Annotated in this window: 21 protein-coding genes; 17 read left to right on the top strand and 4 right to left on the bottom strand. The window is 71.9% G+C overall.

Annotated elements, in window-relative coordinates:
* The first annotated feature begins 5 nt into the window (after nt 1-5).
* From IF55_RS14185 to nuoN, 13 genes are read left to right on the top strand one after another with little or no spacing between them, the layout of a single operon-like run.
* A complete protein-coding gene (locus tag IF55_RS14185) occupies nt 6-560 on the top strand; it encodes a NuoB/complex I 20 kDa subunit family protein (protein ID WP_030883258.1) in 555 nt (184 codons plus the stop codon).
* Nucleotides 557-1,321 (top strand): NADH-quinone oxidoreductase subunit C, encoded by a 765-nt coding sequence (locus IF55_RS14180; RefSeq protein WP_030883256.1) that lies wholly within the window; start codon nt 557-559, stop codon nt 1,319-1,321. Before IF55_RS14185 ends, IF55_RS14180 begins: the two co-directional genes overlap by 4 nt.
* Nucleotides 1,321-2,661 carry an NADH-quinone oxidoreductase subunit D gene (locus tag IF55_RS14175; protein ID WP_030883254.1) on the top strand — a complete coding sequence of 447 codons (1,341 nt, stop codon included), beginning with the start codon at nt 1,321-1,323 and terminating at the stop codon, nt 2,659-2,661. The genes IF55_RS14180 and IF55_RS14175 overlap by 1 nt, the downstream gene beginning before the upstream one ends.
* The gene (gene nuoE / locus IF55_RS14170) at nt 2,658-3,527 is read left to right on the top strand and encodes an NADH-quinone oxidoreductase subunit NuoE (protein ID WP_030883251.1); all 870 of its coding nucleotides are present in this window, start codon (nt 2,658-2,660) and stop codon (nt 3,525-3,527) included. Before IF55_RS14175 ends, nuoE begins: the two co-directional genes overlap by 4 nt.
* On the top strand, nt 3,527-4,888 hold the full coding sequence (gene nuoF, locus IF55_RS14165) for an NADH-quinone oxidoreductase subunit NuoF (protein ID WP_030883249.1): 1,362 nt from the start codon (nt 3,527-3,529) through the stop codon (nt 4,886-4,888). Before nuoE ends, nuoF begins: the two co-directional genes overlap by 1 nt.
* Nucleotides 4,885-7,398: an NADH-quinone oxidoreductase subunit G gene (locus IF55_RS14160; protein ID WP_030883247.1), complete on the top strand. Its 2,514-nt coding sequence runs from the start codon at nt 4,885-4,887 to the stop codon at nt 7,396-7,398. The genes nuoF and IF55_RS14160 overlap by 4 nt, the downstream gene beginning before the upstream one ends.
* On the top strand, nt 7,395-8,765 hold the full coding sequence (gene nuoH, locus IF55_RS14155; RefSeq protein ID WP_245661193.1) for an NADH-quinone oxidoreductase subunit NuoH: 1,371 nt from the start codon (nt 7,395-7,397) through the stop codon (nt 8,763-8,765). The genes IF55_RS14160 and nuoH overlap by 4 nt, the downstream gene beginning before the upstream one ends.
* Nucleotides 8,758-9,372, top strand: coding sequence for an NADH-quinone oxidoreductase subunit NuoI (gene nuoI / locus IF55_RS14150; RefSeq protein ID WP_037965343.1), 615 nt, complete (start codon nt 8,758-8,760; stop codon nt 9,370-9,372). Before nuoH ends, nuoI begins: the two co-directional genes overlap by 8 nt.
* Nucleotides 9,369-10,187 carry an NADH-quinone oxidoreductase subunit J gene (locus IF55_RS14145; protein WP_030883240.1) on the top strand — a complete coding sequence of 273 codons (819 nt, stop codon included), beginning with the start codon at nt 9,369-9,371 and terminating at the stop codon, nt 10,185-10,187. The genes nuoI and IF55_RS14145 overlap by 4 nt, the downstream gene beginning before the upstream one ends.
* The gene (gene nuoK, locus IF55_RS14140) at nt 10,184-10,483 is read left to right on the top strand and encodes an NADH-quinone oxidoreductase subunit NuoK (protein ID WP_030883239.1); all 300 of its coding nucleotides are present in this window, start codon (nt 10,184-10,186) and stop codon (nt 10,481-10,483) included. Before IF55_RS14145 ends, nuoK begins: the two co-directional genes overlap by 4 nt.
* Before the next feature lie 12 nt (nt 10,484-10,495).
* Nucleotides 10,496-12,391, top strand: a complete 1,896-nt coding sequence (gene nuoL / locus IF55_RS14135; RefSeq protein WP_030883237.1) for an NADH-quinone oxidoreductase subunit L — start codon at nt 10,496-10,498, stop codon at nt 12,389-12,391.
* A gap of 3 nt (nt 12,392-12,394) precedes the next feature.
* A complete protein-coding gene (locus IF55_RS14130) occupies nt 12,395-14,053 on the top strand; it encodes an NADH-quinone oxidoreductase subunit M (RefSeq protein WP_030883235.1) in 1,659 nt (552 codons plus the stop codon).
* 32 nt (nt 14,054-14,085) lie between these two features.
* Nucleotides 14,086-15,702, top strand: coding sequence for an NADH-quinone oxidoreductase subunit NuoN (nuoN, locus tag IF55_RS14125; RefSeq protein ID WP_030883233.1), 1,617 nt, complete (start codon nt 14,086-14,088; stop codon nt 15,700-15,702).
* Between the two features lie 200 nt (nt 15,703-15,902).
* On the opposite strand, the gene IF55_RS14120 is transcribed toward nuoN, so the two are convergent.
* On the bottom strand, nt 15,903-16,556 hold the full coding sequence (locus IF55_RS14120) for a GOLPH3/VPS74 family protein (protein ID WP_030883231.1): 654 nt from the start codon (nt 16,554-16,556) through the stop codon (nt 15,903-15,905).
* Nucleotides 16,553-17,902, bottom strand: a complete 1,350-nt coding sequence (locus IF55_RS14115) for a fumarylacetoacetate hydrolase family protein (RefSeq protein WP_078644332.1) — start codon at nt 17,900-17,902, stop codon at nt 16,553-16,555. The genes IF55_RS14120 and IF55_RS14115 overlap by 4 nt, the downstream gene beginning before the upstream one ends.
* A 287-nt stretch (nt 17,903-18,189) precedes the next feature.
* Between IF55_RS14115 and IF55_RS14110 the strand changes: the two genes are divergently transcribed.
* Together IF55_RS14110 and IF55_RS14105 are read left to right on the top strand one after the other, a co-directional pair.
* A complete protein-coding gene (locus IF55_RS14110; RefSeq protein WP_030883227.1) occupies nt 18,190-19,449 on the top strand; it encodes a carboxylate--amine ligase in 1,260 nt (419 codons plus the stop codon).
* Nucleotides 19,450-19,468: 19 nt separating this feature from the next.
* The gene (locus IF55_RS14105; RefSeq protein ID WP_030883225.1) at nt 19,469-20,692 is read left to right on the top strand and encodes an FAD-dependent oxidoreductase; all 1,224 of its coding nucleotides are present in this window, start codon (nt 19,469-19,471) and stop codon (nt 20,690-20,692) included.
* A 73-nt stretch (nt 20,693-20,765) separates the two neighbouring features.
* On the opposite strand, the gene IF55_RS14100 is transcribed toward IF55_RS14105, so the two are convergent.
* Entirely contained in the window at nt 20,766-21,671 is a 906-nt protein-coding gene (locus IF55_RS14100) for a LysR family transcriptional regulator (protein WP_048831959.1), read from the bottom strand.
* 89 nt (nt 21,672-21,760) lie between these two features.
* Between IF55_RS14100 and IF55_RS14095 the strand changes: the two genes are divergently transcribed.
* Nucleotides 21,761-22,495 (top strand): SDR family oxidoreductase, encoded by a 735-nt coding sequence (locus tag IF55_RS14095; protein WP_030883223.1) that lies wholly within the window; start codon nt 21,761-21,763, stop codon nt 22,493-22,495.
* Nucleotides 22,496-22,729: 234 nt separating this feature from the next.
* Nucleotides 22,730-23,605, top strand: coding sequence for a protein-L-isoaspartate O-methyltransferase family protein (locus tag IF55_RS14090; RefSeq protein ID WP_078644349.1), 876 nt, complete (start codon nt 22,730-22,732; stop codon nt 23,603-23,605).
* A 155-nt stretch (nt 23,606-23,760) separates the two neighbouring features.
* Here the strand turns inward: IF55_RS14090 and IF55_RS14085 are convergent, their stop codons facing one another.
* Nucleotides 23,761-25,794 (bottom strand): CocE/NonD family hydrolase, encoded by a 2,034-nt coding sequence (locus IF55_RS14085; protein ID WP_030883219.1) that lies wholly within the window; start codon nt 25,792-25,794, stop codon nt 23,761-23,763.

Raw genomic sequence — 25,794 nt, 5'->3', positions numbered from 1 at the left:
AACCAATGGGACTTGAAGAGAAGCTGCCGAGCGGATTTCTGCTCACCACCGTCGAGCAGGCCGCGGGCTGGGTCCGTAAGTCGTCCGTCTTCCCCGCCACCTTCGGGCTCGCCTGCTGCGCCATCGAGATGATGACGACCGGCGCCGGCCGCTACGACCTCGCCCGGTTCGGGATGGAGGTCTTCCGCGGCTCGCCCCGGCAGGCGGACCTGATGATCGTGGCGGGCCGGGTGAGCCAGAAGATGGCCCCGGTCCTGCGGCAGGTCTACGACCAGATGCCGAACCCGAAGTGGGTCATCTCCATGGGCGTCTGCGCGTCCTCGGGCGGGATGTTCAACAACTACGCCATCGTGCAGGGCGTCGACCACATCATCCCGGTGGACATCTACCTGCCCGGCTGCCCGCCCCGCCCCGAGATGCTCCTCGACGCGATCCTCAAGCTGCACCACAAGATCCAGAACGAGAAGCTCGGGGTCAATCGCGAGGAAGCGGCCCGCGAGGCGGAGCAGGCGGCGCTCGGCGCCCTCCCGCTGATCGAGATGAAGGGGCTGCTGCGATGAGCGACGGCCAGGCGGACGGGGTCAACCCGGACCGGGACATCGACGCCGCCAACCTCCCCGGCCAGCGCGGCGACCAGGGCGAGGCGATCGCCACCCGCCGCGGCATGTTCGGCGCGGCGGACGGCGGCGACACCTCCGGCTACGGCGGCCTCGTACGGACCGTACGGCTGCCCGGCGCGTCCTCGCGCCCGTACGGGGGGCCACGCGGCGGAGGCGCATATGGAGACTTCGACGAGGTCGCGGACGAGCTCGAAGGGGCCCTCGACGAGCAGGGGCTGGTCCCGGAGAACGTCATCGAGAAGACCGTCGTGGACCGCGGCGAGCTGACCTTCCACATCGAGCGGGAGCACCTGCCGCGCGTCGCCCGCACGCTCCGCGACGACCCGGCGCTCCGCTTCGAGCTGTGCACCGGCGTCAGCGGCGTCCACTTCCCGGGCGACAAGGGGCGCGAGCTGCACGCCGTCTACCACCTGCGCTCGATCACCCACAACCGGCTGATCCGGCTGGAGGTCTCGGCCCCCGACAGCGACCCCCACGTGCCCTCGCTCGTGGACGTCTACCCGACCAACGACTGGCACGAGCGCGAGACGTACGACTTCTTCGGCCTGGTCTTCGACGGCCACCCGGCGCTCACCCGAATCATGATGCCGGACGACTGGCAGGGGTTCCCGCAGCGCAAGGACTACCCGCTCGGCGGCATCCCCGTCGAGTACAAGGGCGCCCAGATCCCGGCTCCGGACCAGCGGAGGTCGTACACCTGATGAGCACGGAGAACGCGCACGCCTCCCGGGCGAGCGCCGCGCGCGAGACCACCGAAGGCACCGTCTACACCGTCACCGGCGGCGACTGGGACGAGGTCGCCGAGGCCGCCAAGCGGGCCGACGACGAGCGGATCATCGTCAACATGGGCCCCCAGCACCCGTCCACGCACGGCGTGCTGCGGCTGATCCTGGAGATCGACGGCGAGACGGTCACCGAGGCCCGCTGCGGCATCGGCTATCTGCACACGGGGATCGAGAAGAACCTCGAATTCCGGACGTGGACCCAGGGCACCACGTTCGTGACGCGCATGGACTATCTGACGCCGTTCTTCAACGAGACGGCGTACTGCCTGGGAGTCGAGAAGCTGCTCGGCATCGAGGAGCACATCCCGGACCGCGCCTCCGTCATCCGCGTGATGCTGATGGAGCTGAACCGCATCTCCTCGCACCTGGTGGCCATCGCCACCGGCGGCATGGAGCTCGGCGCGACCACGATCATGATCTACGGGTTCCGCGACCGCGAGCTGGTCCTGGACCTGTACGAGCTGATCACCGGGCTCCGGATGAACCACGCCTACGTACGCCCCGGCGGGCTCGCCCAGGACCTGCCGCCCGGCGCCGTCGACCAGGTCCGCGCGTACGTGAAGAAGATGCGCAAGAACCTGCCCGAGTACGACAAGCTCGCCACCGGCAACCCGATCTTCAAGGGCCGGATGCAGAACGTCGGCTACCTCGACCTCGCCGGCTGCATGGCGCTCGGCGCGACCGGCCCCGTGCTGCGCTCCGCCGGACTCCCGCACGACCTGCGCAAGACCCAGCCCTACTGCGGCTACGAGACCTACGACTTCGACGTCCCCACCGCCGAGACCTGCGACAGCTACGGCCGCTTCCTGATCCGGCTGGAGGAGATGCGCCAGTCGCTGCGCATCGTCGAGCAGTGCCTCGACCGGCTGGAGCCCGGCCCGGTCATGGTCGCCGACAAGAAGATCGCCTGGCCCGCGCAGCTCGCGCTCGGCCCGGACGGCCTCGGCAACTCCCTCGACCACATCAAGAAGATCATGGGCACCTCGATGGAGGCCCTGATCCACCACTTCAAGCTGGTGACCGAGGGGTTCCGGGTGCCGCCCGGCCAGGCGTACGCGGCCGTGGAGTCGCCCAAGGGCGAACTCGGCGTGCATCTCGTCAGCGACGGGGGCACCCGCCCCTACCGGGTCCACTTCCGCGACCCGTCCTTCACCAACCTCCAGGCCATGGCGGCGATGTGCGAGGGCGGCCAGGTCGCCGACGTCATCGTCGCCGTCGCATCCATCGACCCCGTGATGGGAGGCGTCGACCGGTGAGCGACGTCCAACTGGGGATGCCGCGGCTCCCCGCGCCCGACTACCCCGCCGACGTACGGGCCCGGCTCGACGCGGACGCGCGGGAGGTGATCTCCCGCTACCCCGACTCCCGCTCCGCGCTGCTGCCGCTGCTCCACCTCGTACAGTCCGAGGAGGGCCACGTCACCCGCACCGGCGTCCGGTTCTGCGCCGAACAGCTCGGCCTGACCACCGCCGAGGTCACCGCGGTCGCCACCTTCTACACGATGTACCGGCGCAAACCCTCCGGCGACTACCAGGTCGGGGTCTGCACCAACACCCTGTGCGCGGTCATGGGCGGCGACGCGATCTTCGACGCGCTCAAGGAGCACCTGCGCGTCGGCAACGGCGAGACGACGCCCGACGGGAAGGTCACCCTCGAACACATCGAGTGCAACGCCGCCTGCGACTACGCGCCCGTACTGATGGTGAACTGGGAGTTCTTCGACAACCAGACCGTCGAGAGCGCCACCGCCCTCGTCGACGACCTGCGGGCCGGCCGCGCCGTCGCCCCGACGCGCGGCGCGCCCCTGTGCACATACAAGGAGACGGCCCGCATCCTCGCCGGGTTCCCCGACGAGCGCCCCGGAGCCGTCGAAGCGGGCGGCGGCGCCGGGCCGGCCTCGCTCGCCGGGCTGCGGCTGGCCAAGGGCGAGAGCGCGCCCGGCCGCGTCGTGGCCCCGCGCGCCGCCGCCCGGCCCGCGGCCGAGGACCGGCCCGGCACCGGCCCCCGTCCCGCCGCGGGCGAGGCGCCCGCGACCCACCCGAGTTCGCATGACGCGCCGCAGCAGACCTCGGCCTCCGACCCCAGCAACCCGGCCGGGCCGGCCGCCGAGGAGGGGGAGTGATGACGTTGGCAGCAGAAGTCGACGAGACCAGCCCGGAGAAGGTGCTGGCGCCCGTGCTGTCCGCCTTCTGGGACCAGCCCGAGTCCTGGACGCTGGAGACCTACCACCGCCACGAGGGGTACGAGGGCGCGCGCAAGGCCCTCGCGATGGCCCCGGACGACGTCATCGCGTACGTCAAGGACGCCGGGCTGCGCGGCCGGGGCGGCGCGGGCTTCCCCACCGGCATGAAGTGGCAGTTCATCCCGCAGGGCGACGGCAAGCCGCACTACCTCGTCGTCAACGCCGACGAGTCCGAGCCCGGCACCTGCAAGGACATCCCCCTCCTCTTCGCCAACCCGCACTCCCTCATCGAGGGCATGCTGATCGCCTGTCACGCGATCCGCTCCAGCCACGCCTTCATCTATCTGCGCGGCGAGGCCGTCCCCGTGCTGCGCCGGCTGCACGAGGCGGTGCGCGAGGCCTACGCGGCGGGCTACCTCGGCACGGACATCCTCGGCAGCGGGCTCGACCTCGACATCACCGTGCACGCGGGGGCCGGCGCGTACATCTGCGGCGAGGAGACGGCGCTGCTCGACTCCCTCGAAGGGCGCCGCGGCCAGCCCCGGCTGCGGCCGCCCTTCCCGGCCGTCGCGGGCCTGTACGCCTGCCCCACCGTGGTGAACAACGTCGAGTCCATCGCCTCGGTTCCCGCCATCATGAACAAGGGCAAGGAATGGTTCCGCTCGATGGGCAGCGAGAAGTCCCCGGGCTTCACGCTGTACTCGCTGAGCGGCCATGTCGCGGGCCCCGGCCAGTACGAGGCCCCGCTCGGCATCACGCTGCGCCAGCTCCTCGACATGAGCGGCGGCATGCGCCCCGGCCACCGGCTCAAGTTCTGGACGCCGGGCGGCTCCTCCACCCCGATGTTCACCGACGAGCACCTCGACGTGCCCCTCGACTACGAGGGCGTGGGCGCGGCCGGCTCGATGCTCGGCACCAAGGCGCTCCAGTGCTTCGACGAGACGACCTGCGTGGTGCGGGCCGTCACCCGCTGGACCGAGTTCTACGCGCACGAGTCCTGCGGCAAGTGCACGCCCTGCCGCGAAGGGACGTACTGGCTCGTCCAGTTGCTCCGCGACATCGAGGCGGGCAAGGGCCAAATGGCCGACCTGGAGAAGCTGAACGACATCGCCGACAACATCAACGGCAAGTCCTTCTGCGCGCTCGGGGACGGCGCCGCGGCCCCGATCTTCTCCTCCCTCAAGTACTTCCGCGAGGAGTACGAGCAGCACATCACCGGGCGGGGCTGCCCCTTCGACCCGGCCAAGTCGACCGCATGGGCCGACGGCCCGAAGACCGCTCACCTGGGGGTGAACGCGTGACCGTCACAACTACCGGCCCCGGCGGCGGTGGAGCGGCGGCGGTGCCGCCGGACGATCTCGTCTCGCTGACCATCGACGGCATCGAGATCTCCGTGCCCAAGGGCACGCTGGTCATCCGGGCCGCCGAACTGCTCGGCATCGAGATCCCGCGGTTCTGCGACCACCCGCTCCTCGACCCGGCCGGCGCCTGCCGGCAGTGCATCGTCGAGGTCGAGGGCCAGCGCAAGCCGATGGCGTCCTGCACCATCACCTGCACCGACGGCATGGTGGTCAAGTCCCAGCTCACCTCGCCCGTCGCCGAGAAGGCCCAGCGCGGCGTGATGGAGCTGCTGCTCATCAACCACCCGCTGGACTGCCCGGTCTGCGACAAGGGCGGCGAGTGCCCGCTGCAGAACCAGGCCATGCAGGTCGGCGACCCCGACTCGCGGTTCGAGGGGCAGAAGCGGACGTACGCCAAGCCCGTGCCGATCTCCGCGCAGGTGCTGCTCGACCGCGAGCGGTGCGTGCTGTGCGCGCGCTGCACCCGCTTCTCGAACCAGATCGCGGGCGACCCGATGATCGAGCTGATCGAGCGCGGCGCGCTCCAGCAGGTCGGCACGGGCGAGGGCGACCCCTTCGAGTCGTACTTCTCCGGCAACACCATCCAGATCTGCCCGGTCGGCGCGCTCACCTCGGCGGCGTACCGATTCCGCTCCCGCCCCTTCGACCTGGTCTCCTCGCCGGCCGTGTGCGAGCACTGCGCGGGCGGCTGCGCGACCCGCACCGACCACCGGCGCGGCAAGGTCATGCGGCGGCTCGCGGCCGACGACCCCGAGGTCAACGAGGAGTGGATCTGCGACAAGGGGCGGTTCGCCTTCCGGTACGCGCAGCGGCCGGAGCGGCTCACCGCCCCGCTCGTACGGGACGCCGACACCGGTGAACTGAAGCCCGCGAGCTGGCCGGAGGCGCTGGAAGCCGCGGCCCGCGGACTCTCGGCGGCCCGCGGCCGTACGGGCGTGCTGACCGGCGGGCGTCTCACCGTCGAGGACGCGTACGCCTACGCCAAATTCGCGCGCATCGCCCTGAACACCCACGACATCGACTTCCGGGCCCGGGTGCACAGCGCCGAGGAGGCCGACTTCCTCGCGGCGCGCGTCGCGGGGCGTGGGCGCGACCTCGACGGCGGGGGCATCAGCTACGCGGCGCTGGAGAAGGCGCCCGCCGTGCTGCTCGCCGGGTTCGAGGCCGAGGAGGAGGCGCCCGGCGTCTTCCTGCGGCTGCGCAAGGCGCGCCGCAGGACCGGTCAGCGGACGTTCGCGCTGGCCACGCACGCCAGCCGGGGCCTGGTGAAGGCGGGCGGCACGCTGCTGCCCGCCGCGCCGGGGACCGAGACGCAGTGGCTGAACGCGCTGACCTCCGGCACGGAGCTGCCCGCCGAGGGCCGGGCGGCGTACGACGCGCTGCGCGCCGAGGGCTCGGTGATCATCGTCGGGGAGCGGCTGGCCGGAGTGGCGGGCGCGCTCACCGCGGCCGTACGGACCGCCGCCGCGACCGGCGCGCACCTGGTGTGGATCCCGCGCCGGGCCGGGGAGCGGGGCGCCGTCGAGGCCGGGGCGCTGCCGGGGCTGCTGCCCGGCGGCCGGCCGTCCACCGACCCGCGGGCCCGCGAGGAGACCGCCGCGCTGTGGGGCGTGGCGCGGCTGCCGAGCGGCCCGGGGCGCGATACGGGGCAGATCATCGAGGCCGCGGCCACCGGCGAACTGGGCGCGCTGCTCGTCGCCGGGGTCGAGGTGCGCGACCTGCCCGACCCGGCGCGGGCCGAGCGGGCGCTGGCGGAGATCGGGTTCCTGGTGAGCCTGGAGCAGCGGCCCTCGGCGGTGACCGAGCGGGCGGACGTGGTGCTGCCCGTCGCGGCGGTGGCCGAGAAGTCCGGGACCTTCCTCAACTGGGAGGGCCGGGCCCGGCCCTTCGAGGCCGCGCTCAAGCCCGACCAGATGACGACCCGTCACCTCCTGCCGGACGCGCGCGTGCTGCACATGCTGGCCGACGCCATGGACGTCCACCTCGCGCTGCCGGATCTGCGGGCCGTACGGGCCGAACTGGACCGGCTCGGGCCCTGGGCGGGGCCGCACGCGCCGGAGCCGCACGACGCGCCGGACGCGGTCCGGGCGCTGCCCCGGCCCGGGCCGGGCGAGGCCGTCCTCGCCGGCCACCGGCTCCTGCTCGACCAGGGGCGGCTCCAGGACGGCGACGAGGCGCTGGCCGGCACCCGGCACGCGGCCGTGGCCCGGCTCTCGGCCGCCACCGCCGCCGAGGCGGGCGTCGCGGACGGCGCGGAGCTGGCGGTGTCCGGCCCGGCCGGGACGGTGCGGCTGCCGCTGTGCGTCACCGAGATGCCGGACCGGGTCGTCTGGCTGCCGCTGAACTCGGTGGGCGGCGGCGTGCACGCCGATCTGGGCGCGGTGCCCGGCCAGTTGGTGAGGGTCGGCGCGCCCGCGCCGGACGCCTCTGAAGCGGAGGTGACGGCATGAACTCGCTCGCCATGAACTCGCTCGCCAACTCGCTGGCCGCGGAGAACCTCTCCGTGTTCGGCCGCGACACATGGTGGCTGATCGTCGTCAAGGCGGTCTTCTGCTTCGCCTTCGTGATGCTCACCGTGCTCTTCTCGATCGTCTGGGAGCGCAAGGTCGTCGCGTGGATGCAGCTCCGCATCGGCCCCAACCGGCACGGCCCCTGGGGGATGCTCCAGTCCCTCGCCGACGGCATCAAGCTGATGCTGAAGGAGGACGTGGTCGTCAAGCGCGCCGACAAGGTGGTCTACATCCTCGCGCCGATCGTCGCGGCCGTACCGGCCTTCATGGCGATCGCGGTGATCCCCTTCGGCCCGTCCGGCAACGAGATCTCGATCTTCGGCCAGCGCACCACGATGCAACTGACCGACCTGCCGATCGGCGTCCTCTACATCCTCGCCACCGCCTCCGTCGGCATCTACGGCATCGTGCTCGCGGGCTGGTCCTCCGGGTCGACGTACCCGCTGCTGGGCGGGTTGCGCTCGTGCGCGCAGATGATCTCGTACGAGATCGCGATGGGCGTCTCCTTCGCCGCCGTCTTCCTCTACTCCGGGTCGATGTCGACCTCTTCGATCGTCGAGTCGCAGCACGACCGGTGGTTCGCGCTGCTGCTGCCGGTCTCCTTCCTCATCTACATCGTGGCGATGGTCGGCGAGACCAACCGCGCGCCGTTCGACCTCCCGGAGTCCGAGGGCGACCTGGTCGGCGGCTTCAACACCGAGTACTCCTCCATCAAGTTCGCGATGTTCATGCTGGCCGAGTACGTCAACATGGTCACGGTCTCGGCGGTCGCGGTCACCCTCTTCCTGGGCGGCTGGCGGGCCCCGTACCCGGTCTCGGCGTTCTGGGAGGGCGCGAACCACGGCTGGTGGCCGATGCTCTGGTTCGTCATCAAGCTCCAACTGCTGCTCTTCTTCTTCATCTGGCTGCGCGGCACGCTGCCGCGGCTGCGCTACGACCAGTTCATGAAGCTGGGCTGGAAGGTCCTCATCCCCGTCTCGATGGTCTGGCTGATGCTGGTCGCGACCGTACGGGCGCTGCGCAACGAGAACTACGGCTTCCAGGACGTCGTGCTCTACGTCGGCGGCGCGGTCCTGGTGATCCTGCTGCTCTCCTTCGTCGCCGACGTCTTCCGGGACCGGCGCGGCACGAAGGACGAGGCACCCGAGCCGGCCTTCGACCCGATGGCGGGCGGCTTCCCCGTGCCGCCGCTGCCCGGACAGAGCCTGCCGCCCGTGCCCCGGCGACGGCCGCGCCGCGAGCGCGAGCTGATTGTCAGTGGTGGGGTCGATACTGACAGTGACGGAAAGGAGGCTGGTGGTGTCTGAGTTCCAGAACCCCGTGGCCGGCTTCGGCGTGACCTTCAAGGCCATGTTCAAGAAGCGGCTCACCGAGCAGTACCCCGAGCAGAAGAAACCCACGGCCCCCCGCTTCCACGGCCGTCACCAGCTCAACCGGCACCCGGACGGGCTGGAGAAGTGCATCGGCTGCGAGCTGTGCGCGTGGGCCTGCCCGGCGGACGCCATCTATGTGGAGGGCGCGGAGAACACCGAGGAGGAGCGGTACTCCCCGGGCGAGCGGTACGGCCGCGTGTACCAGATCAATTACTTGCGCTGCATCCTGTGCGGGCTGTGCGTCGAGGCGTGCCCGACCCGGGCGCTGACCATGACCAATGAGTACGAACTGGCCGACTCCAGCCGCACATCGCTCATCTACACCAAGGAGGAGCTGCTCGCGGGCCTGGAGGAGGGCATGGTCGACTCGCCGCACTCGATCTTCCCGGGCATGGACGAGCAGGACTACTACCGCGGGCTGGTGACGGAGGCCGCGCCCGGCACCGTACGGCAAGTGGCCCGCTCCAAGGGCGAGTCGCCGGCACCGGACAGCGCTCAGGGCGGCGCGGGCGCGTCGTCCGACGAGGGGGTGCGGGCATGAGCCAGCTCGCCGCCGCCGCGTCCGCGACCTCCACGGGCGAGGCGGTCCAGTTCTGGGTGCTCGGCACGGTCGCCGTGCTCGGCGCGCTGGGCACGATCCTGCTGCGCAGGGCCGTCCACAGCGCGCTGTGCCTGGCGGGCACCATGATCATCCTGGCGGTCTTCTACCTCGCCAACGGCGCGTACTTCCTCGGCATCGTCCAGGTCGTCGTCTACACCGGCGCGATCATGATGCTCTTCCTCTTCGTCGTCATGCTCGTCGGCGTCACCGCCGCCGACTCCCTCAAGGAGACGATCAAGGGCCAGCGGTGGCTCGCCGCCGCCTGCGGCCTCGGCTTCGGCATCCTGCTCATCGCGGGCATCGGCAACGCCTCCCTCAAGCACGTCAACGGGCTCGGCAAGGCCAACTCCGGCGGCAACGTCCAGGGGCTCGCGGCGCTCATCTTCACCAAGTACGTCTTCGCCTTCGAGATCACCGGCGCGCTGCTGATCACCGCGGCCGTCGGCGCGATGGTGCTCACGCACCGCGAGCGCACCGAACGGGCGGCCACCCAGCGCGAGCTGGCCGAGGCCCGGGTGCGCGGCGGCAAGCAGCTCCCGCCGCTGCCCGCCCCCGGCGTCTACGCCCGGCACAACGCGGTCGACATCCCCGGGCTGCTGCCCGACGGCACCCCGTCCGAGCTGACCGTCAACCCGACGCTGCGGGCTCGCGGCCAGATCCGGGACGTCTCGGGCGAGGCGCTCGGCGAGCTGAAGGCGCTGGAGCAGCGCTCGCAGGACTGGCTGGAGCGCACCGAGGAGGAGGCCAAGAAATGAACCCCGTCAACTACCTCTACCTGGCCGCCCTGCTGTTCACCATCGGCGCCGCGGGCGTGCTGATCCGGCGGAACGCGATCGTCGTCTTCATGTGCGTCGAGCTGATGCTGAACGCCTGCAACCTGGCGTTCGTCGCCTTCTCCCGGCTGCACGGCAACCTCGACGGCCAGATCATCGCCTTCTTCACGATGGTGGTGGCCGCCGCGGAGGTCGTGGTGGGCCTCGCCATCATCGTGACGATCTTCCGCTCCCGCCACTCGGCCTCGGTCGACGACGCCAGCCTGCTGAAGCTGTAAGGGGACGCTGACGTGGAGAACCTCATCGGACTGCTCGTCGCGGCCCCGCTGCTGGGCGCCGCCGTGCTGCTGTGCGGCGGCAAGCGGCTGGACCGCGTCGGGCACTGGCTCGGCACGCTCCTGGCCGCGGCGTCCTTCGTCATCGGCGCGGTGCTCTTCGCCGACATGCTCGGCAGGAGCGGGGAGCATCGCGCCCTGCACACGCACCTGTTCAGCTGGGTGCCGGTCGGCGGCTTCCGCGCCGACGTGGCGTTCCAGCTCGACCAGCTCTCGATGACCTTCGTGCTGCTGATCACGGGTGTGGGCACGCTGATCCACCTCTACTCGGTCGGCTATATGGAGCACGACGAGCGGCGGCGGCGCTTCTTCGGCTATCTGAATCTGTTCCTGGCGGCGATGGTGCTGCTGGTGATCGCCGACAACTACCTGCTGCTGTACGTGGGCTGGGAGGGCGTGGGCCTCGCCTCGTACCTCCTGATCGGGTTCTGGCAGCACAAGCCCAGCGCCGCGACGGCCGCCAAGAAGGCGTTCATCGTCAACCGCGTCGGCGACATGGGGCTGTCGATCGCGATCATGCTGATGTTCACGACGTTCGGGACCTTCGCGTTCGGGCCGGTGCTCTCCTCCGCCGGCGACGCGGGCGAGGGCAAGCTCACGGCGATCGGGCTGATGCTGCTGCTCGCCGCCTGCGGCAAGTCCGCGCAGGTGCCGCTGCAGAGCTGGCTCGGCGACGCGATGGAGGGCCCGACCCCGGTCTCGGCCCTGATCCACGCGGCGACGATGGTGACGGCCGGCGTGTATCTCATCACCCGGTCCGGTGCGATCTTCAACGCGGCGCCGGACGCGCAGACGGCCGTGGTCACGGTGGGCGCGGTGACGCTGCTCTTCGGAGCCATCGTCGGTTGTGCCAAGGACGACATCAAGAAGGCGCTCGCCGGGTCGACGATGTCGCAGATCGGCTACATGATCCTGGCCGCCGGGCTCGGCCCGATCGGCTATGTCTTCGCGATCATGCATCTGGTGACGCACGGCTTCTTCAAGGCCGGGCTCTTCCTCGGCGCCGGTTCGGTCATGCACGGCATGAACGACGAGGTGGACATGCGCAAGTACGGCGGCCTGCGGAAGTACATGCCGGTCACCTTCGTCACCTTCGGGCTCGGCTACCTGGCGATCATCGGCTTCCCCGGGCTGTCCGGCTTCTTCTCCAAGGACAAGATCATCGAGGCGGCGTTCGCCAAGGGCGGGACCGAGGGCTGGATCCTGGGCGGCGCGGCCCTGCTGGGCGCGGCCATCACCGCGTACTACATGACGCGCGTGATGCTGATGACCTTCTTCGGCGAGAAGCGGTGGGTCCCCGACGCGGACGGCAACGAGCCGCACCCGCACGAGTCGCCGAAGACGATGACCATCCCGATGATCATCCTCGCCCTCGGCTCGCTCGGCGCCGGCGCGGTCTTCAGCATCAACGACACCTTCCTGAAGTGGCTGGAGCCGGTCACCGGGCACGCCGAGGGCCACTCGCCCGTCAGCGCCCTGACCGTCACGATCGCCACGATGGCCGTGCTGGTCATCGGCGTCGCGATCGCCTGGTCGCAGTACGGACGCCGGCCCGTGCCCGCCGTCGCGCCCCGCGGCTCGCTGCTCACCCGGGCGGCCCGGCGCGACCTGCTCCAGGACGACTTCAACCACGTCGTGCTGGTCCGCGGCGGCGAGCAGTTGACCCGCGGCCTCGTCCAGATCGACCACACCCTGGTCGACGGGGCGGTGAACGGCACGGCCACCGCGGTCGGCGGCCTCTCCGGGCGGCTGCGCAGATTCCAGAACGGCTACGCCCGCTCGTACGCGGTCTCGATGTTCGGCGGCGCGGCGGTCCTCATCGCCGCGACCCTGCTGATGAGGGCGGTCTGATCGATGTCATTTCCTCTGCTGACAGTCACGGCCGCGGTGCCCGCGCTCGGCGCGGTGGCGACCGCCGCGGTCCCGGCCGCCCGGCGCACGGTCGCCAAGTGGCTCGCCCTGCTCTTCTCGCTCGCGACGCTGGCGCTCGCCGCCGTCCAACTGGCGCGCTTCGACACCGGCGCCGCCGGCCCGTTCCAGCTCACCGAGTCCCACGCCTGGATCAAGGACTTCGGCGTCCGCTACGAACTCGGCGTGGACGGCATCGCGGTGGTGCTCGTCGCCCTGACCGCCCTGCTGATCCCCTTCGTGATCCTGGCGGGCTGGCATGACGCCGACCCGCTGGAGGAGGCACGGCCCAACCGCCGCTGGCGGCCCACCCAGGGGTTCTTCGCGCTGATCCTGCTGGTCGAGGCGATGGTGGTGATCTCCTTCGAGGCCACCGACGTCTTCGTCTTCTACATCTTCTTCGAAGCCATGCTCATCCCGATGTACTTCCTCATCGGCGGCTTCGGCGACCGGGCCGGGGAGCACGGCGAGGAGGAGACGGCCGCCCGGCGCAGCCACGCGGCGGTGAAGTTCCTGCTCTACAACCTGGCCGGCGGGCTGATCATGCTGGCTGCGGTGATCGGGCTCTATGTGGTCACCGCGCACCAGACGGGCGACGGCACGTTCTCCCTCCAGGAGATCATCCGGGCCCGGGCGGACGGCCGGCTGGACATGGCGTCGAGCACGGAGCGCCTGCTGTTCCTCGGCTTCTTCTTCGCCTTCGCGGTCAAGGCCCCGCTGTGGCCGCTGCACACCTGGCTGCCCAACGCGATGGGCGAGTCCACCGCGCCCGTCGCCGTGCTGATCACCGCGGTCGTCGACAAGGTCGGCACGTTCGCGATGCTCCGCTTCTGCATCCAGCTCTTCCCCGAGGCGTCGAAGTGGGCGACCCCGGTGATCATGGTGCTGGCGGTGGTCAGCATCCTCTACGGGGCGCTGCTCGCCGTCGCCCAGCGGGACATCAAGCGGCTCGTCGCGTACGCATCGATCTCCCACTTCGGCTTCATCATCCTGGGCATCTTCGCGATGACCACCCAGGGCCAGAGCGGCGCGACGCTCTACATGGTCAACCACGGCATCTCCACGGCGGCGCTGATGCTGGTCGCCGGGTTCCTGATCTCGCGGCGCGGGTCGCGGCTCATCGCCGACTACGGCGGGGTGCAGAAGGTCGCCCCGGTGCTCGCCGGCACCTTCCTGGTCGGCGGGCTCGCCACGCTGTCGCTGCCGGGGCTGGCGCCGTTCGTCAGCGAATTCCTGGTGCTGGTCGGCACGTTCAGCCGGTATCCGGCGCTCGGGATCATCGCGACGGTGGGCATCGTGCTCGCCGCGCTGTACGTCCTGGTGCTCTACCAGCGCACGATGACCGGGCCGGTGAAGGCCGAGGTGCGGGCCATGCCCGACCTCAAGGTCCGCGAACTGGTCGTCGTCGCCCCGCTGATCGCGCTGTTGGTCTTCCTCGGGGTCTACCCGAAGCCGCTCACCGAGATCGTGAACCCGGCGGTGAAGCACACGATGAGCCAGGTGGACAAGACCGATCCCCGGCCCGATGTGCCGGTCCGGGCCGCGACCGACAAGGACGCGTCCCATGAAGAGGCGTCCCATGAAGAAGCGGAGGCCGCGAAGTGACTGACGTGGCGACTGTCCACAGCCTGTGGACGATGGCGGCCGGCGCGGAGGACAAGATTCCCGCGCCCCATATCGAGTACGGACAACTGTCGCCGACGCTGATCGTGCTCGCCGCGGCGGTGCTGGGCGTGCTGGTCGAGGCGTTCCTGCCGCGCCGCAGCCGCTACTACGCCCAGCTCATGCTCACGGTCGTGGGGCTGGCGGCGGCCTTCGCCGCCGTCATCGGCCTCGCCGCCGGCGGGTACGGCACCGAGAAGGCGCATATCGCGGCGATGGGCGCCATCGCCGTCGACGGCCCCGCCCTCTTCCTCCAGGGCACCATCCTGCTGGTCTCGCTGGTCGCCGTCTTCACCTTCGCCGAGCGGCGGCTCGACCCGGCGGCGCACGGCAACCGGGTCGACTCCTTCGCGGCCCAGGCCGCGTCCGTGCCGGGCAGCGAGTCCGAACGGGCCGCCGTGAAGGCCGGGTTCACGACCACCGAGGTCTTCCCGATCGTGCTCTTCGCGGTGGCGGGCATGCTCGTCTTCCCCGCCGCCAACGATCTGCTGACCCTCTTCATCGCGCTGGAGGTCTTCTCCCTCCCGCTGTACGTGCTGTGCGCGCTCGCCCGCCGCCAGCGGCTGCTCTCGCAGGAGGCGGCGGTCAAGTACTTCCTGCTGGGTGCGTTCTCGTCGGCGTTCCTGCTCTTCGGGATCGCCCTGCTGTACGGGTACGCGGGCACGGTCACGTACGCCGGGATCGCCGATGTCGTCGACGGCACGGTCAAGACGGTGGACCCGGCGCTCGCCGGGACCATGGGCAATGACGCGCTGCTGCTGATCGGCGGGGCGATGGTGCTGATGGGGCTGCTGTTCAAGGTGGGCGCGGTGCCGTTCCACATGTGGACCCCGGACGTGTACCAGGGCGCGCCCACCCCGGTCACCGGGTTCATGGCGGCGGCTACAAAGGTGGCGGGCTTCGGCGCGCTGCTGCGGTTGCTGTACGTGGTGCTGCCGGGGCTGCGCTGGGACTGGCGGCCGGTGATGTGGGGCGTCGCCATCGTCACGATGCTGATCGGCGCGATCGTCGCCGTCACCCAGACCGACGTGAAGCGGCTGCTGGCCTACTCGTCCATCGCGCACGCGGGGTTCATCCTCGCGGGCGTCATCGCGGTCACCCCGGACGGCGTCTCCTCCGTCCTCTTCTACCTGGCCGCGTACTCCTTCGTGACGCTCGGGGCCTTCGCCGTCGTCACCCTGGTGCGGGACGCGGGCGGCGAGGCGACGGCGCTCGCCAAGTGGGCCGGGCTCGGCCGGCGTTCGCCGCTGGTCGCCGCGGTGTTCGCGGTGTTCCTGCTGGCGTTCGCGGGCATCCCGCTGACCAGCGGGTTCGCGGGGAAGTTCGCGGTGTTCAAGGCGGCGGCGGAGGGCGGCGCGGGCGCGCTGGTCGTCGTCGGCGTGCTGTCCTCGGCGATCGCGGCGTTCTTCTACATCCGGGTGATCGTGCTGATGTTCTTCAGCGAGCCCACGCCGGAGGGGCCCACGGTGGCCGTGCCGAGCGCGCTGACCTCGACGGCCATCGCGGCCGGGGTCGTCGTCACCATCGCGCTGGGCGTCGCGCCGCAGTACTTCCTCGACCTGGCGGGGCAGGCGGGGACGTTCATCCGGTAGGACATGCCGTCTTGGCTCACCGCCGCCCGTCCCCTGGGAGTTGGAGGGGGCGGGCGGCGGTGGTGTGTGTACGGGCGTCTGTCCGCAGGCGAGCGGGGCGTGCTGCCCGTACAGCCGTACGTACTGTGTGCGCGCCTCGGCCTGTACGTACCGTGCGGGCGACCGGCTCGTACGGGCGGCGAGCCCCCGGCAGGGGGCCGTCAGCCGCTGGATTCCGCCGATTTGTCCCGCTGTACGTTGCGGTACACGGCGAGCGCCGGCCACTCCTCGCGTACCAGGCGGCGGGCGGAGCGCCGCAGGTGGCGGGCGGCGAAGCCCGGTACGAGGTGGCTGGTCACGCCCGTGGCGGTGGCGAGCGCGCCGAGGGCGCGGGAGCGCTGGTCCGGAAAGCCGGCGCGCAGCGCCATCTCGAAGCGCTGCCGCGCCGGGGTGGTCCAGTCGACGCGGCCCGCCGGGTAGAGGCGGTAGCGGATCACGCCGAGGAAGCGGCGCTCCTCGCCCCGTAGCGCGCCGCGTTCCTCCAGACGCGCCAGCCACGGGCCCAGCAGGCGCCGCCCCGAGCGCCGCACCCAGCCGCGGGGGCGGGGCCCCCGGTCCTCGCGGCCCTTGCCCGGCGGGGGCAGGGTGGCCAGCGCGGCGGCGAGCAGCGGCTCCTCGGGCGGCAGCGGGTTGACCACGGTGATGCGGCCGCCCTGTTCCACGATGTGTCCGGAGAGCTGGAGTTCCGCGAGTACGGCGCCGGCCACGCCGTACTGGAGGAACCGCGACCGGCACAGCCGCCGCCCCGCGGTGGGGTGGTGGGCGAGGAGCAGCAGCTCTTCGGGGAGGGCGAGGTCGGGCGCGTCGAACGTCATGGCGCGCCGGCGGCCGTCGCGGTGGGGTCGGATTTCGCGGGGGTGGCTGCTCCGGCCGCCGTGGCGGTTGCCTCCGTGGCGGTTGTCTCCGTGGTGATGGCGGGGGCGATGCGGCCGGTGACCTCGCCGAGGCCGATGCGGGAGCCGTCCGGGCCCGGGGCCCAGGCGGTGATCGTGACCTCGTCGCCGTCCTGGAGGAACGGCCCCTTCCCCTTGGTGAGTTCGAGGAGGCAGCCGAGCTGGTGGTCCTCGGGGCCGCTGACCGTGCCGGAGGCGTAGAGGTCGCCGGTGCGCAGGGTCGCGCCGTTGACGGTCATGTGGGCGAGCTGCTGCGCGGCGGTCCAGTACATGGAGGCGAAGGGCGGCGAGGTGAGCGGCTCGCCGTTGAGAGCGACCTCGATGCGGATGTCGAGCCCGCCGGGCTCGGCGGCGGAGTCGTCGAGGTAGGGGAGGAGGGGGTGGGTGCGCTCCGGCGGGGCCGTACGGGCCTCGTCGAACGCGTCGAGCGGGGTGATCCACGCGGAGACGGAGGTCGCGAAGGACTTGCCGAGGAACGGGCCGAGCGGCACGTACTCCCAGGCCTGGAGGTCGCGCGCGGACCAGTCGTTGATGAGGCAGACGCCGAAGACGTGGTCGCGGAAACCTTCCAGCGGCACGGGGGCGGAGGAGGGGACGCCGACGACGAAGCCGACCTCGGCCTCGATGTCCAGGCGGCGGGACGGCCCGAAGTCGGGGGCGGCGTCGGCGGGGGACTTGCGCTGGCCGCTGGGGCGTACGACCTCGGTGCCGGTGACGACGACGGTGCCGGCGCGGCCGTGGTAGCCGATGGGGAGGTGCTTCCAGTTCGGGGTGAGCGCGTCGCCGTCGGGGCGGAAGATCCGGCCGACGTTGGTGGCGTGGTGTTCGCTCGCGTAGAAGTCGACGTAGTCGGCCACCTCGAAGGGGAGGTGGAGGGTGACGTCGGACAGCGGGAGGAGAAACGGTTCGCCACTGACGTCGCTGACGGGGCCGAGGCTGGTGGCGCTGCCGGTGCCGGTGGTGTCGCCCGCTCCCGTACCGCCGCCGGTGTCCGTCCCGGGGGTGCTCCCGGTCCCGCCGCCGGTGAGCCAGTCGCGCACCTCGGCCCGTACCGCCTGCCAGACGGGGCGCCCCGCGGCCATCAGCGGGCCCAGATCGGGGGCGGCCAGCAGCTCGGTGTGGGCGGAGCCGCGGGCGGCGGCCGCCGCGCCGGCGTCCAGCACCCGATCGCCGTAACGGACGCCGATCCGGCGCCGTTCGGGGGCGTCGGCGGTGGTGAACACGCCGTACGGGAGGGTGTGCGGACCGAAGGGGTCTTGCTGGGGCATGGGGTGCTGCCTCGCCTTCCTCGTCGCCGATTGGCTCGGACCAGATTACGGCCTGTCGCCCGCTGGGCAACCGGTCGAAGCGGCGCGGTGGGGGGCGTTCCGGACGAGCCCGCCGGCCGCCCGGAAGCGAGCGTTCAGGCCGCCTTCGAAGTGGCGCTGAAACGCTCCTTAAAGCACTCGCAATGTCCCGAAACGCCTTGCTGGAACAGGAGATTCCGAAGTAGCGTGCCAAGTCGGGTCACGCACAGTGGGGGGGCCGCTGCGCTGCGGTGACCGAGGGGGAGCTGGTGGCGAGCAGGAGCACGCCCATCGCGGCGGACCGGTCCGTTCCCGGATTGATCGTGAAGTTCGGCGACTACCCGCTGCACCACGGCGGGGTGGGCGCGATCCGCAGCCTCGGCCGGCTCGGTGTCCCCATGTTCGCCGTCACCGAGGACCGTTGGACCCCCGCCGCCGCCTCCCGCTATCTCAGCCGCGGCTTCGTGTGGCCGACGACCGGCACGGAGCGCCCCGAGCGGCTGGTCGAGGGTCTGCTGGGGATCGGCCGCCGGATCGGCCGGCCGACGCTGCTGATCCCGACCGACGAGGAGGCTGCGGTGCTGATCGCCGAGCAGGCGGACGCGCTCCGTCCGCGCTTCCTCTTCCCGCGCGTGGAGCCGGAGTTACCCCGCCGCCTCGCCAGCAAGCAGGGCCTGCACCAGCTCTGCGTGGAGCACGGGGTGCCCTCGCCGGCCGCCGCGTTCCCGGACTCGTACGAGGAGATCGCGCGGTACGCGGCCGCGGCGCGCTTTCCCGTGGTCGCCAAGAACCGCGAGGCGTTCGAGCGGCGGCGCAAGCCGGCCGTGCACGGCACGACGCGCATCGGCGGCCCGCGTGAACTGCTGGAGCTGGCGCGGGAGTGGGGCCCGCGGCCCGGCGTGATCATCCAGGAGTATCTGCCGCGCGAGGAGGCCGAGGACTGGATCGTCCACGCCTACTTCGACGCGGAGTCCACGGCGCTGTCCATGTTCACGGGTGTGAAGGTCCGCTCCTGGCCGCCGCACGCCGGGATGACGGCCAACGCGTACGTCGTCGACAACCCCGAACTGGCCGAGATGACGGCGCAGTTCATTAAGCGGATCGGGTTCTCCGGCATCGTGGACCTCGACTGGCGGTACGACCGGCGCGACGGGCTCTACAAACTGCTGGACTTCAACCCCCGGATGGGCGCCCAGTTCCGGCTCTTCGAGAACGAGTGGGGCATCGACGTCGTACGGGCCCAGCACCTCGACCTCACCGGCCGCAAGGTCCCCGAGGGCGAGCAGCTCGCGGGGCGCCGCTTCATCGTCGAGAACATCGACCTGCCCGCGTACGCCGCGTACCGCCGCAGCGGCTACACCACCCCGCACGCGCCCGCGCGCCCGAGCTCCACGGAGCTGGCGTGGGTCGCGCGCGACGACATCAAGCCGTTCTTCACGATGCTCGTCCGGTTCGTCCGGCCGGGCGCCCGGCACCTGCTGCAACTGTGGCGCGCCCGTCGCACGCGGCGCCGCGCCATCGCCGAGTAACGCCCTGGGGAGGGGACTAGTGACACATCCGGTAGCAGTCATCGGGGCCGGTCCGTACGGCCTCTCGACCGCCGCGCACCTGCGGGCGCGCGGGGTGCCCGCCCGTGTGTTCGGCGCGCCGATGGTGAGCTGGCGCGAGCACATGCCCGCCGGGATGCTGCTCAAATCGACGCCGGCCGCCTCCAGCATCGACGCCCCGCAGCCCGGCCACACGCTGCTCGACTACTGCCAGGCGGCGGGGGAGCGGCGGTACGAGTCGGACTGGGACGTCATACCCGTCGAGACCTTCGCGCGGTACGGGGAGTGGTTCCAGGAGCGGCTGGTGCCGGAGTTGGAGCAGGTGCGGGTGGTGTCCGTGGACCGGCGGACGAAGGGCCGCCACCCCGGCGGTTCCGATTTCGAGCTGAAGCTCGACTCCGGCGAGCAGTTCACGGCGCGCGCCGTGGTCGTCGCCACCGGGCTCTCCGGGCTCGCGTACCTGCCGCCCGAACTGGCCCCCGCCGCGCCGGACGGCCCCTCCGCGACCGGTTCGCTGTCGCACAGTTCGCAACACCGTGACCTGTCGCGCTTCGCCGGGGCCCATGTCGTCGTGGTCGGGGCCGGGCAGTCGGCGCTGGAGAACGCCGTGCTGCTCGCCGAGGCCGGGGCCGCCTCGGTGCGGGTGGTCGCGCGCGGCCGGGGCGCGGTGCGGTTCGGCACCGCCCCGGACGGCCAGCCGCCGCTGCGCCCGGAGACGCCGTTCGGCCGCGCCTGGTCGCTGTACGCCCTCACGTACTACGCCGAGGGCTTCCGCCACCTTCCGCCGCCGACCCGGAAGTTCCTGGTCAAGCGGGTGCTGGGGCCGCTCGGCGCGTGGTGGCTGCGGGACCGCTTCATCGGTCGCGTACAGGTCACCGAGGGCAAGCGGATCGTACGGGCCCGAGTCGAGGACGGCCGCCCGGTCCTCACTCTCGCCGGCGCCGACGGCCCCGCGAGCGAACTGACCGCCGACCACGTCATGGCCGCCACCGGCTACCGCGTCGACCTCGCCGCCCTCGGCTTCCTCGGCCACGACCTCCGCGCCCGCCTCGCCGTCAGCGCCGACGGCCCCCGCCTCGACGCCGGCTACGGCTCGTCCATCCCCGGCCTCCACTTCACGGGCCTGCCGGCCGCGGCGAGCTTCGGCCCGGTCATGCGCTTCGTCTGCGGCACGGAATACGCCTCCCCGCGCGTGGCCAGGGCGGTGGCGGGGCTGGGGGGTTAAGAGGGGCCCTCTCGCGCGCCGCGCCACGTCATTGCCGCCCGGAGCGCGGATGAGCCCCCGGCGTACGTACCGCTCAGCGGCCCTGGACCGAGGGCTCGGCGGGGGGCCAGGCGGTGAGGAGGTCGTGGATCAGGGGGTTGGTGTCGGCGGCGCGGGTGGCCAGGACGGTGCTGACCGGGGCGATGTCCTCGATGGGGACGGTGGTCAGGCCGGGGCGCAGTCGGGGCCGGCGGTCGCCGGCGGCGAGGATCAGCACCATCTGCCCCTCGGCGGCCAGGTCGAGCTTGTCCTCGAACGCTTCGTAGTCGATCGGGGCGCTGCGCGCCGGGGCGCCGTCCGGCCGGGGCTCCAGCCGGGCGAAGTCGCTCCACTCGGGGACCGCGCTCGGGCACTGCGGGAAGACCTCCTCGCCGAGGTCTTCGACGGTCACCGACTCCCGGCCCGCCAGGCGGTGGCCGGCGGGGACGACGAGGACCCGCGGCTCGGACCACAGCTCGGCCAGGCGCAGCCGGTCGGTGGGGAAGGGCAGCGGGGCGCGCGCGACCAGGGCGTCCACGCGGCGGTCGGTGAGGGCGCGGGCGTCGTTCCACTCCAGGTAGCGGGTGCGGATGCGGGCCGCGGGGTGCCGCTGCCGCAGCCGGCGCACGGCGTGCGTGATGACCAGGTCCTCGACGTACCCGATGGTGAACTCGCGCGGAGCGCCGGCGTCGCGGGCCGTGAGCTCGGCCCGGTGCGCGGCCTGGAGCAGCGCCTGGGCCTGCGGCAGAAAGGCGCGCCCGGCCTCCGTGAGCCGGCTGCCCTGCGGGGTGCGGTCGAAGAGGCGCACGCCGAGGTGTTCCTCAAGGCGCTGGATCCGGCGGCTCAGGGACGGCTGCGCGACGTGCAGCGCCGCGGCGGCCCGGCCGAAGTTGGCGTGCTCCGCGACCGCCGTGAAGTAGCCGACGAGCCGAAGATCGAGGTCCGAGCCGGGAATGCGCACACCGCCAGGTTACCTCCATGCGGTGCGCGCATGACGGGTTGCAATTCAGGTCTTGGACGCCGTCCGCGAGGCCGGTATTTCATCGAGGCATGGGAAATTACGAAGGAAAGCGCGCCCTTGTCACCGGCGGCAGCGAGGGAATCGGACTGGCGATCGCGCGGCTGCTGACGGCCGAGGGCTCTCGGGTGATGATTACCGGGCGCAAGGAATCCGCACTGGAAACGGCGGCCAAAGAGGGGCTGATCGCGGTGCGCGGCGACGTCACCTCGAAAACCGACACCGAGGCCCTGGCCGGGAGGATCGAGGACGAATTCGGGCAGTTGGACGCGGTGTTCCTGAATTCCGGCGTCACCACATTGGTGCCGTTCAACGCGGTGACCGAGGAAATGTACGACACCATTTTCACGGCCAACACCAAGGGCCCCTTCTTCACATTGCAGCGGCTCCTCCCGCTGCTCGCCGAGGGCAGCGGCGTGGTGCTGACCACCTCCATCTCCAACGAACTGGGCCTGCCCGACCACACCGTCTACTCGGCCAGCAAGGCTGCCCTCCGCTCACTGGCCCGCAGTTGGGCCCGCGAACTCCAGCCGCGCGGCATACGCGTCAACGCGGTCAGCCCAGGCCCGATCGACACGGGAATCCTGTACAAGACCCTGCCCGCCGAGGTCGTGGAAGAAATGCGGGAGAACTTCGCCGCCCTCATCCCGATGGGCCGCATGGGCACCCCGGAGGAGGTCGCACGAGCCGCCGCCTTCCTCGCCTTCGACGCCACCTTCACCACCGGCGCCGAACTCACAGTCGACGGCGGCGGCACCCAACTGTGACCCCGCCCGCCTGAACCCCGCCCCAGGGCCTGCGGCCCCGCCTTGCTCGCGGTTGATGCGCGAGTCACTCGTTCGGGTTGCACATCAGTAAGTGTGTTCCCCCGCCGGGCCGTTGAGGCCACGATGGAGCCCTGGCCTCGTTGAGGGGCAAGAGGAGCAAGAGGGGCAAGTCGAGGGGGACGTTGTGGGGGAAGCGGTGTGGAGCCGGGGGGCTCGTTCAGTTCCTCCTCCTCCATGCCGAGTCTGGTGTTCTCGATGCTGCGGGATCTCGATGTGCGGCCGGGGCAGCGGGTCTTGGAGGTCGGGACGGGCACGGGGTGGAATGCCGCGTTGCTCGCGCACCGGGTCGGGGCGGCGAATGTCGTCACGGTGGAGGTGGACGGGGCCGTCGCCGCGCGGGGGCGGGCGGCCCTGGAGCGGTTCGGGGCGCCCGTGGAAGTGGTGCACGGGGACGGGGCCCTGGGGTGCCCTGAGCGGGCTCCGTTCGACCGGGTCATTGTCACGTGTGGGGTGCGGGATGTTCCCGGCGCGTGGGTTCGGCAGACCCGGCCCGGCGGGGTCGTCCTGGTTCCGTGGGGGACCTATTACGGGGCCGACGAGGCCACGGCACGGCTTGTCGTCGATGAGGACGGGCGGATCGCCTCCGGGGCGTTCACGCGTTCCGTCGCGTTCATGCGGATGCGGTCCCAGCGGTTCGTATGGCCCCGGCACGACGCCTACGTCTCCGGGGCCGAGGCCATGGACGCCGCGGAGGTCTCGTACACCGACGTGCCGGAAGACGGCTTGCGGCGGGCCGGGTTCGTCGTCGGGCTCCGCGTGCGGTACGTCGCCCGCAACGCCGACCGCGACCGCGGCGGCCGGCGTGCGGTCTGGTTCTACGGGCTCACGGACCGGTCCTGGGCTGTCGTCGTCTTCCGGGACGGCCGCGAGCGGGCCAAGGTGTACCAGTCCGGGGCGCGGCGGCTCTGGGACGAAGTGGAGGGCGCCTTTCGCTGGTGGGAGGGGCACGGGCGGCCCGGGCCCGAGCGGTTCGGGCTCACCGTGGGAGCGGACGGGCGGGCCCCCGCCGCCTGGTGGGGCGCGGACCGCGACGCGGCCTGGCCGGTCTGACGGGACCGCGACGCGGCCTGGCCGGTCTGACGGGACCGCGACGCGGCCTGGCCGGTCTGACGGGGCCGCGACGCGGCCTGGCCGGTCTGACGGGACCGCGACGCGACCTGGCCGGTCTGACGGGGCCGCGACGCGGCCTGGCCGGTCTGAGGAAATCAGCCCGCCGTGCGCGGGATTCGCTTGCGCCATTCGCGTTCGAAGACGATGTCCTCGCCCTCGCGGCAGGTCACCTTGTTGTAGGTCTCGAAGTCCGTCGCGTCGGCGGTGATCTGCGACTCCGTGTCGATGCGTACGTCCCAGCCGATGTCGGGGCGGTGCAGGCGGATGTGCCAGTCGGAGCGGGTTCGGGCGGTGAGGGGGTCGTAGGTGCGGATGCGGTAGGTCTCCAGGGCGTCTTCGGTGAAGTGGAGGCCGTCGGGGTAGACGCGGGTGCCGCCATAGCGGGGGTCGACCTCCAGGGTCCAGTCGGCGGTGGCGACGTCGCGGATGACGCGGCGTTCCGGGCGGGGGGTCTCCGACTCGGGGGGCTCCGGGTATTCGACGGCGAGGGGTTGCGACTGTTCCGGGGCGGCGAAGGCGATCGCCGGCCTGGTCGAGTCCCCCGACGCGTCCCTGACCGGCAGGTCCATCGCGCTGTGGGACGGGTGCACCGTCCAGCCGTCGCCGTCCGGCTGCGGCCAGATCCACGGCCAGTACGCGGAGGAGAGCGAGAGCCGGATGCGGTGGCCGGGCGGGAAGGCGTGGCCGATGCCGTTGAGGTCGAAGGCCACGTCCTCCGTCGTGCCGGGAGCCCATTCGACGGGGTGGTCGCGGCCGTGCCGGGCGGCGAGATTCAGGACGCCGCGCGTCACCAGCGTCGACGAGCCGTCCGGGGCCACGTCGCAGACGCGGGCGATGACCTGGCCGCGCCGCGCCTGGGAGGTGAGGCGGAGCCGGACGCGGGGGCGGCCGAGGATCTCGACGCGCTCGGTGAGCGGGGCGGAGTCGAAGGAGACCGAGCGGCCGTCCTCCTCGCGCTGGTCCGGCGGCAGGTCGGCGTCGTTGCCGAAGGGGAAGAAGCGGCCCGCGTCGACGCCGGTGTGCTGCGGGGAGGCGACCTCGACGGGCGCGTCGCCGGGCAGCGCGTAGGCGGTCGTGCGGATGGCGGGGGAGGGCCAGGAGGTCTCGCCGACCCAGCGGCCGGGCAGTTCGGTGTAGACGGTGGCCGGCGGGTGGGATTCGCTGATCCAGGCCCGTAGCAGCGGGTCGTCCATGACGCCGGTGTCGGCGTCCTTGAGCCAGTGGTCCCACCAGCGCAGGGTCTCCTGGAGGAAGCCGATGGCGGGGCCGGGCGGCAGGCCGCGGTCCGGGTACTGGTGCGACCAGGGCCCGATCAGCCCGCGTACGGGCGCGCCGCCGTCGCCCGAGAGGTGTTCGACCAGGCGCAGCACGGTGTCCCGGTACGGGTCGTGCCAGCCGCCGACCGCGAGCACGGCGGCGTCGATCGCGGAGTAGTCCTCGCTGACGCTGCCGTGCCGCCAGTAGTCGTCCCGCGACTGGTGGGCCAGCCAGGTGTGGATGAAGGGCTCCACGGCCTCCAGCCGGTCCAGCCACATCCGCCGCCAGTCGTCGCCCACATGGGTGGGGTCCGGCGGCCGGCAGACGAAGGCCAGCATGGTGGCGGCCCAGGCGTGCATGTCGACGGCGAGCACGGAGCCGCCCATGTAGTGCACGTCGTTGTCGTAGCGGTCGTCCGCCGAGCAGACGGTGACGATCGCCTTGAGCGCCTCGGGGGCGCGGGCGGCGATCTGGAGGCTGTTGAAGCCGCCCCAGGAGATGCCGAACATGCCGACCCGGCCGCTGCACCAGGGCTGCGCGGCGAGCCATTCGACGACTGCGACGCCGTCGGCCAGCTCCTGCTCGTCGTACTCGTCGCCCGGCATGCCCCGCGAGTTGCCGTGGCCGCGCACGTCGACCCGTACGGACGCGTAGCCGTGCCCCGCGTACCAGGGGTGGCGCTGCTCGTCGCGCGGCGCGGTCCAGTCGCCGAGCCGGTACGGCAGGTATTCGAGGAGGGCGGGTACGGGCTCGGAGCCGTACGGGCGCCAGATCCGCGCGTACAGCTCGGTGCCGTCCGCCATGGGGATGCGGACGTCCTCGCGGAAGACGCGGTGCGGGAAGTCGGTGCGGATGTGCGGGGTGTTCTGCAT

The sequence above is a fragment of the Streptomyces varsoviensis genome, from assembly GCF_000718635.1.
Classification (GTDB): Bacteria; Actinomycetota; Actinomycetes; order Streptomycetales; family Streptomycetaceae; genus Streptomyces; species Streptomyces varsoviensis.
The sequence above is the reverse complement of the archived record's forward strand: the minus strand, read 5'-3'. Positions and strand labels throughout refer to the sequence as shown.

Excerpts from the sequence above, each read along its gene's own strand:
- IF55_RS14120 (WP_030883231.1), bottom strand. The coding sequence starts at position 16,556 with ATGACGTTCGACGCGCCCGACCTCGCCCTCCCCGAAGAGCTGCTGCTC.
- IF55_RS14145 (WP_030883240.1), top strand. The coding sequence starts at position 9,369 with ATGAGCCAGCTCGCCGCCGCCGCGTCCGCGACCTCCACGGGCGAGGCG.
- nuoK (WP_030883239.1), top strand. The coding sequence starts at position 10,184 with ATGAACCCCGTCAACTACCTCTACCTGGCCGCCCTGCTGTTCACCATC.
- IF55_RS14095 (WP_030883223.1), top strand. The coding sequence starts at position 21,761 with ATGGGAAATTACGAAGGAAAGCGCGCCCTTGTCACCGGCGGCAGCGAG.
- IF55_RS14130 (WP_030883235.1), top strand. The coding sequence starts at position 12,395 with ATGTCATTTCCTCTGCTGACAGTCACGGCCGCGGTGCCCGCGCTCGGC.
- IF55_RS14175 (WP_030883254.1), top strand. The coding sequence starts at position 1,321 with ATGAGCACGGAGAACGCGCACGCCTCCCGGGCGAGCGCCGCGCGCGAG.
- IF55_RS14185 (WP_030883258.1), top strand. The coding sequence starts at position 6 with ATGGGACTTGAAGAGAAGCTGCCGAGCGGATTTCTGCTCACCACCGTC.
- nuoH (WP_245661193.1), top strand. The coding sequence starts at position 7,395 with ATGAACTCGCTCGCCATGAACTCGCTCGCCAACTCGCTGGCCGCGGAG.
- nuoN (WP_030883233.1), top strand. The coding sequence starts at position 14,086 with ATGGCGGCCGGCGCGGAGGACAAGATTCCCGCGCCCCATATCGAGTAC.
- IF55_RS14090 (WP_078644349.1), top strand. The coding sequence starts at position 22,730 with ATGCCGAGTCTGGTGTTCTCGATGCTGCGGGATCTCGATGTGCGGCCG.
- IF55_RS14180 (WP_030883256.1), top strand. The coding sequence starts at position 557 with ATGAGCGACGGCCAGGCGGACGGGGTCAACCCGGACCGGGACATCGAC.
- IF55_RS14085 (WP_030883219.1), bottom strand. The coding sequence starts at position 25,794 with ATGCAGAACACCCCGCACATCCGCACCGACTTCCCGCACCGCGTCTTC.
- nuoF (WP_030883249.1), top strand. The coding sequence starts at position 3,527 with ATGACGTTGGCAGCAGAAGTCGACGAGACCAGCCCGGAGAAGGTGCTG.
- IF55_RS14115 (WP_078644332.1), bottom strand. The coding sequence starts at position 17,902 with ATGCCCCAGCAAGACCCCTTCGGTCCGCACACCCTCCCGTACGGCGTG.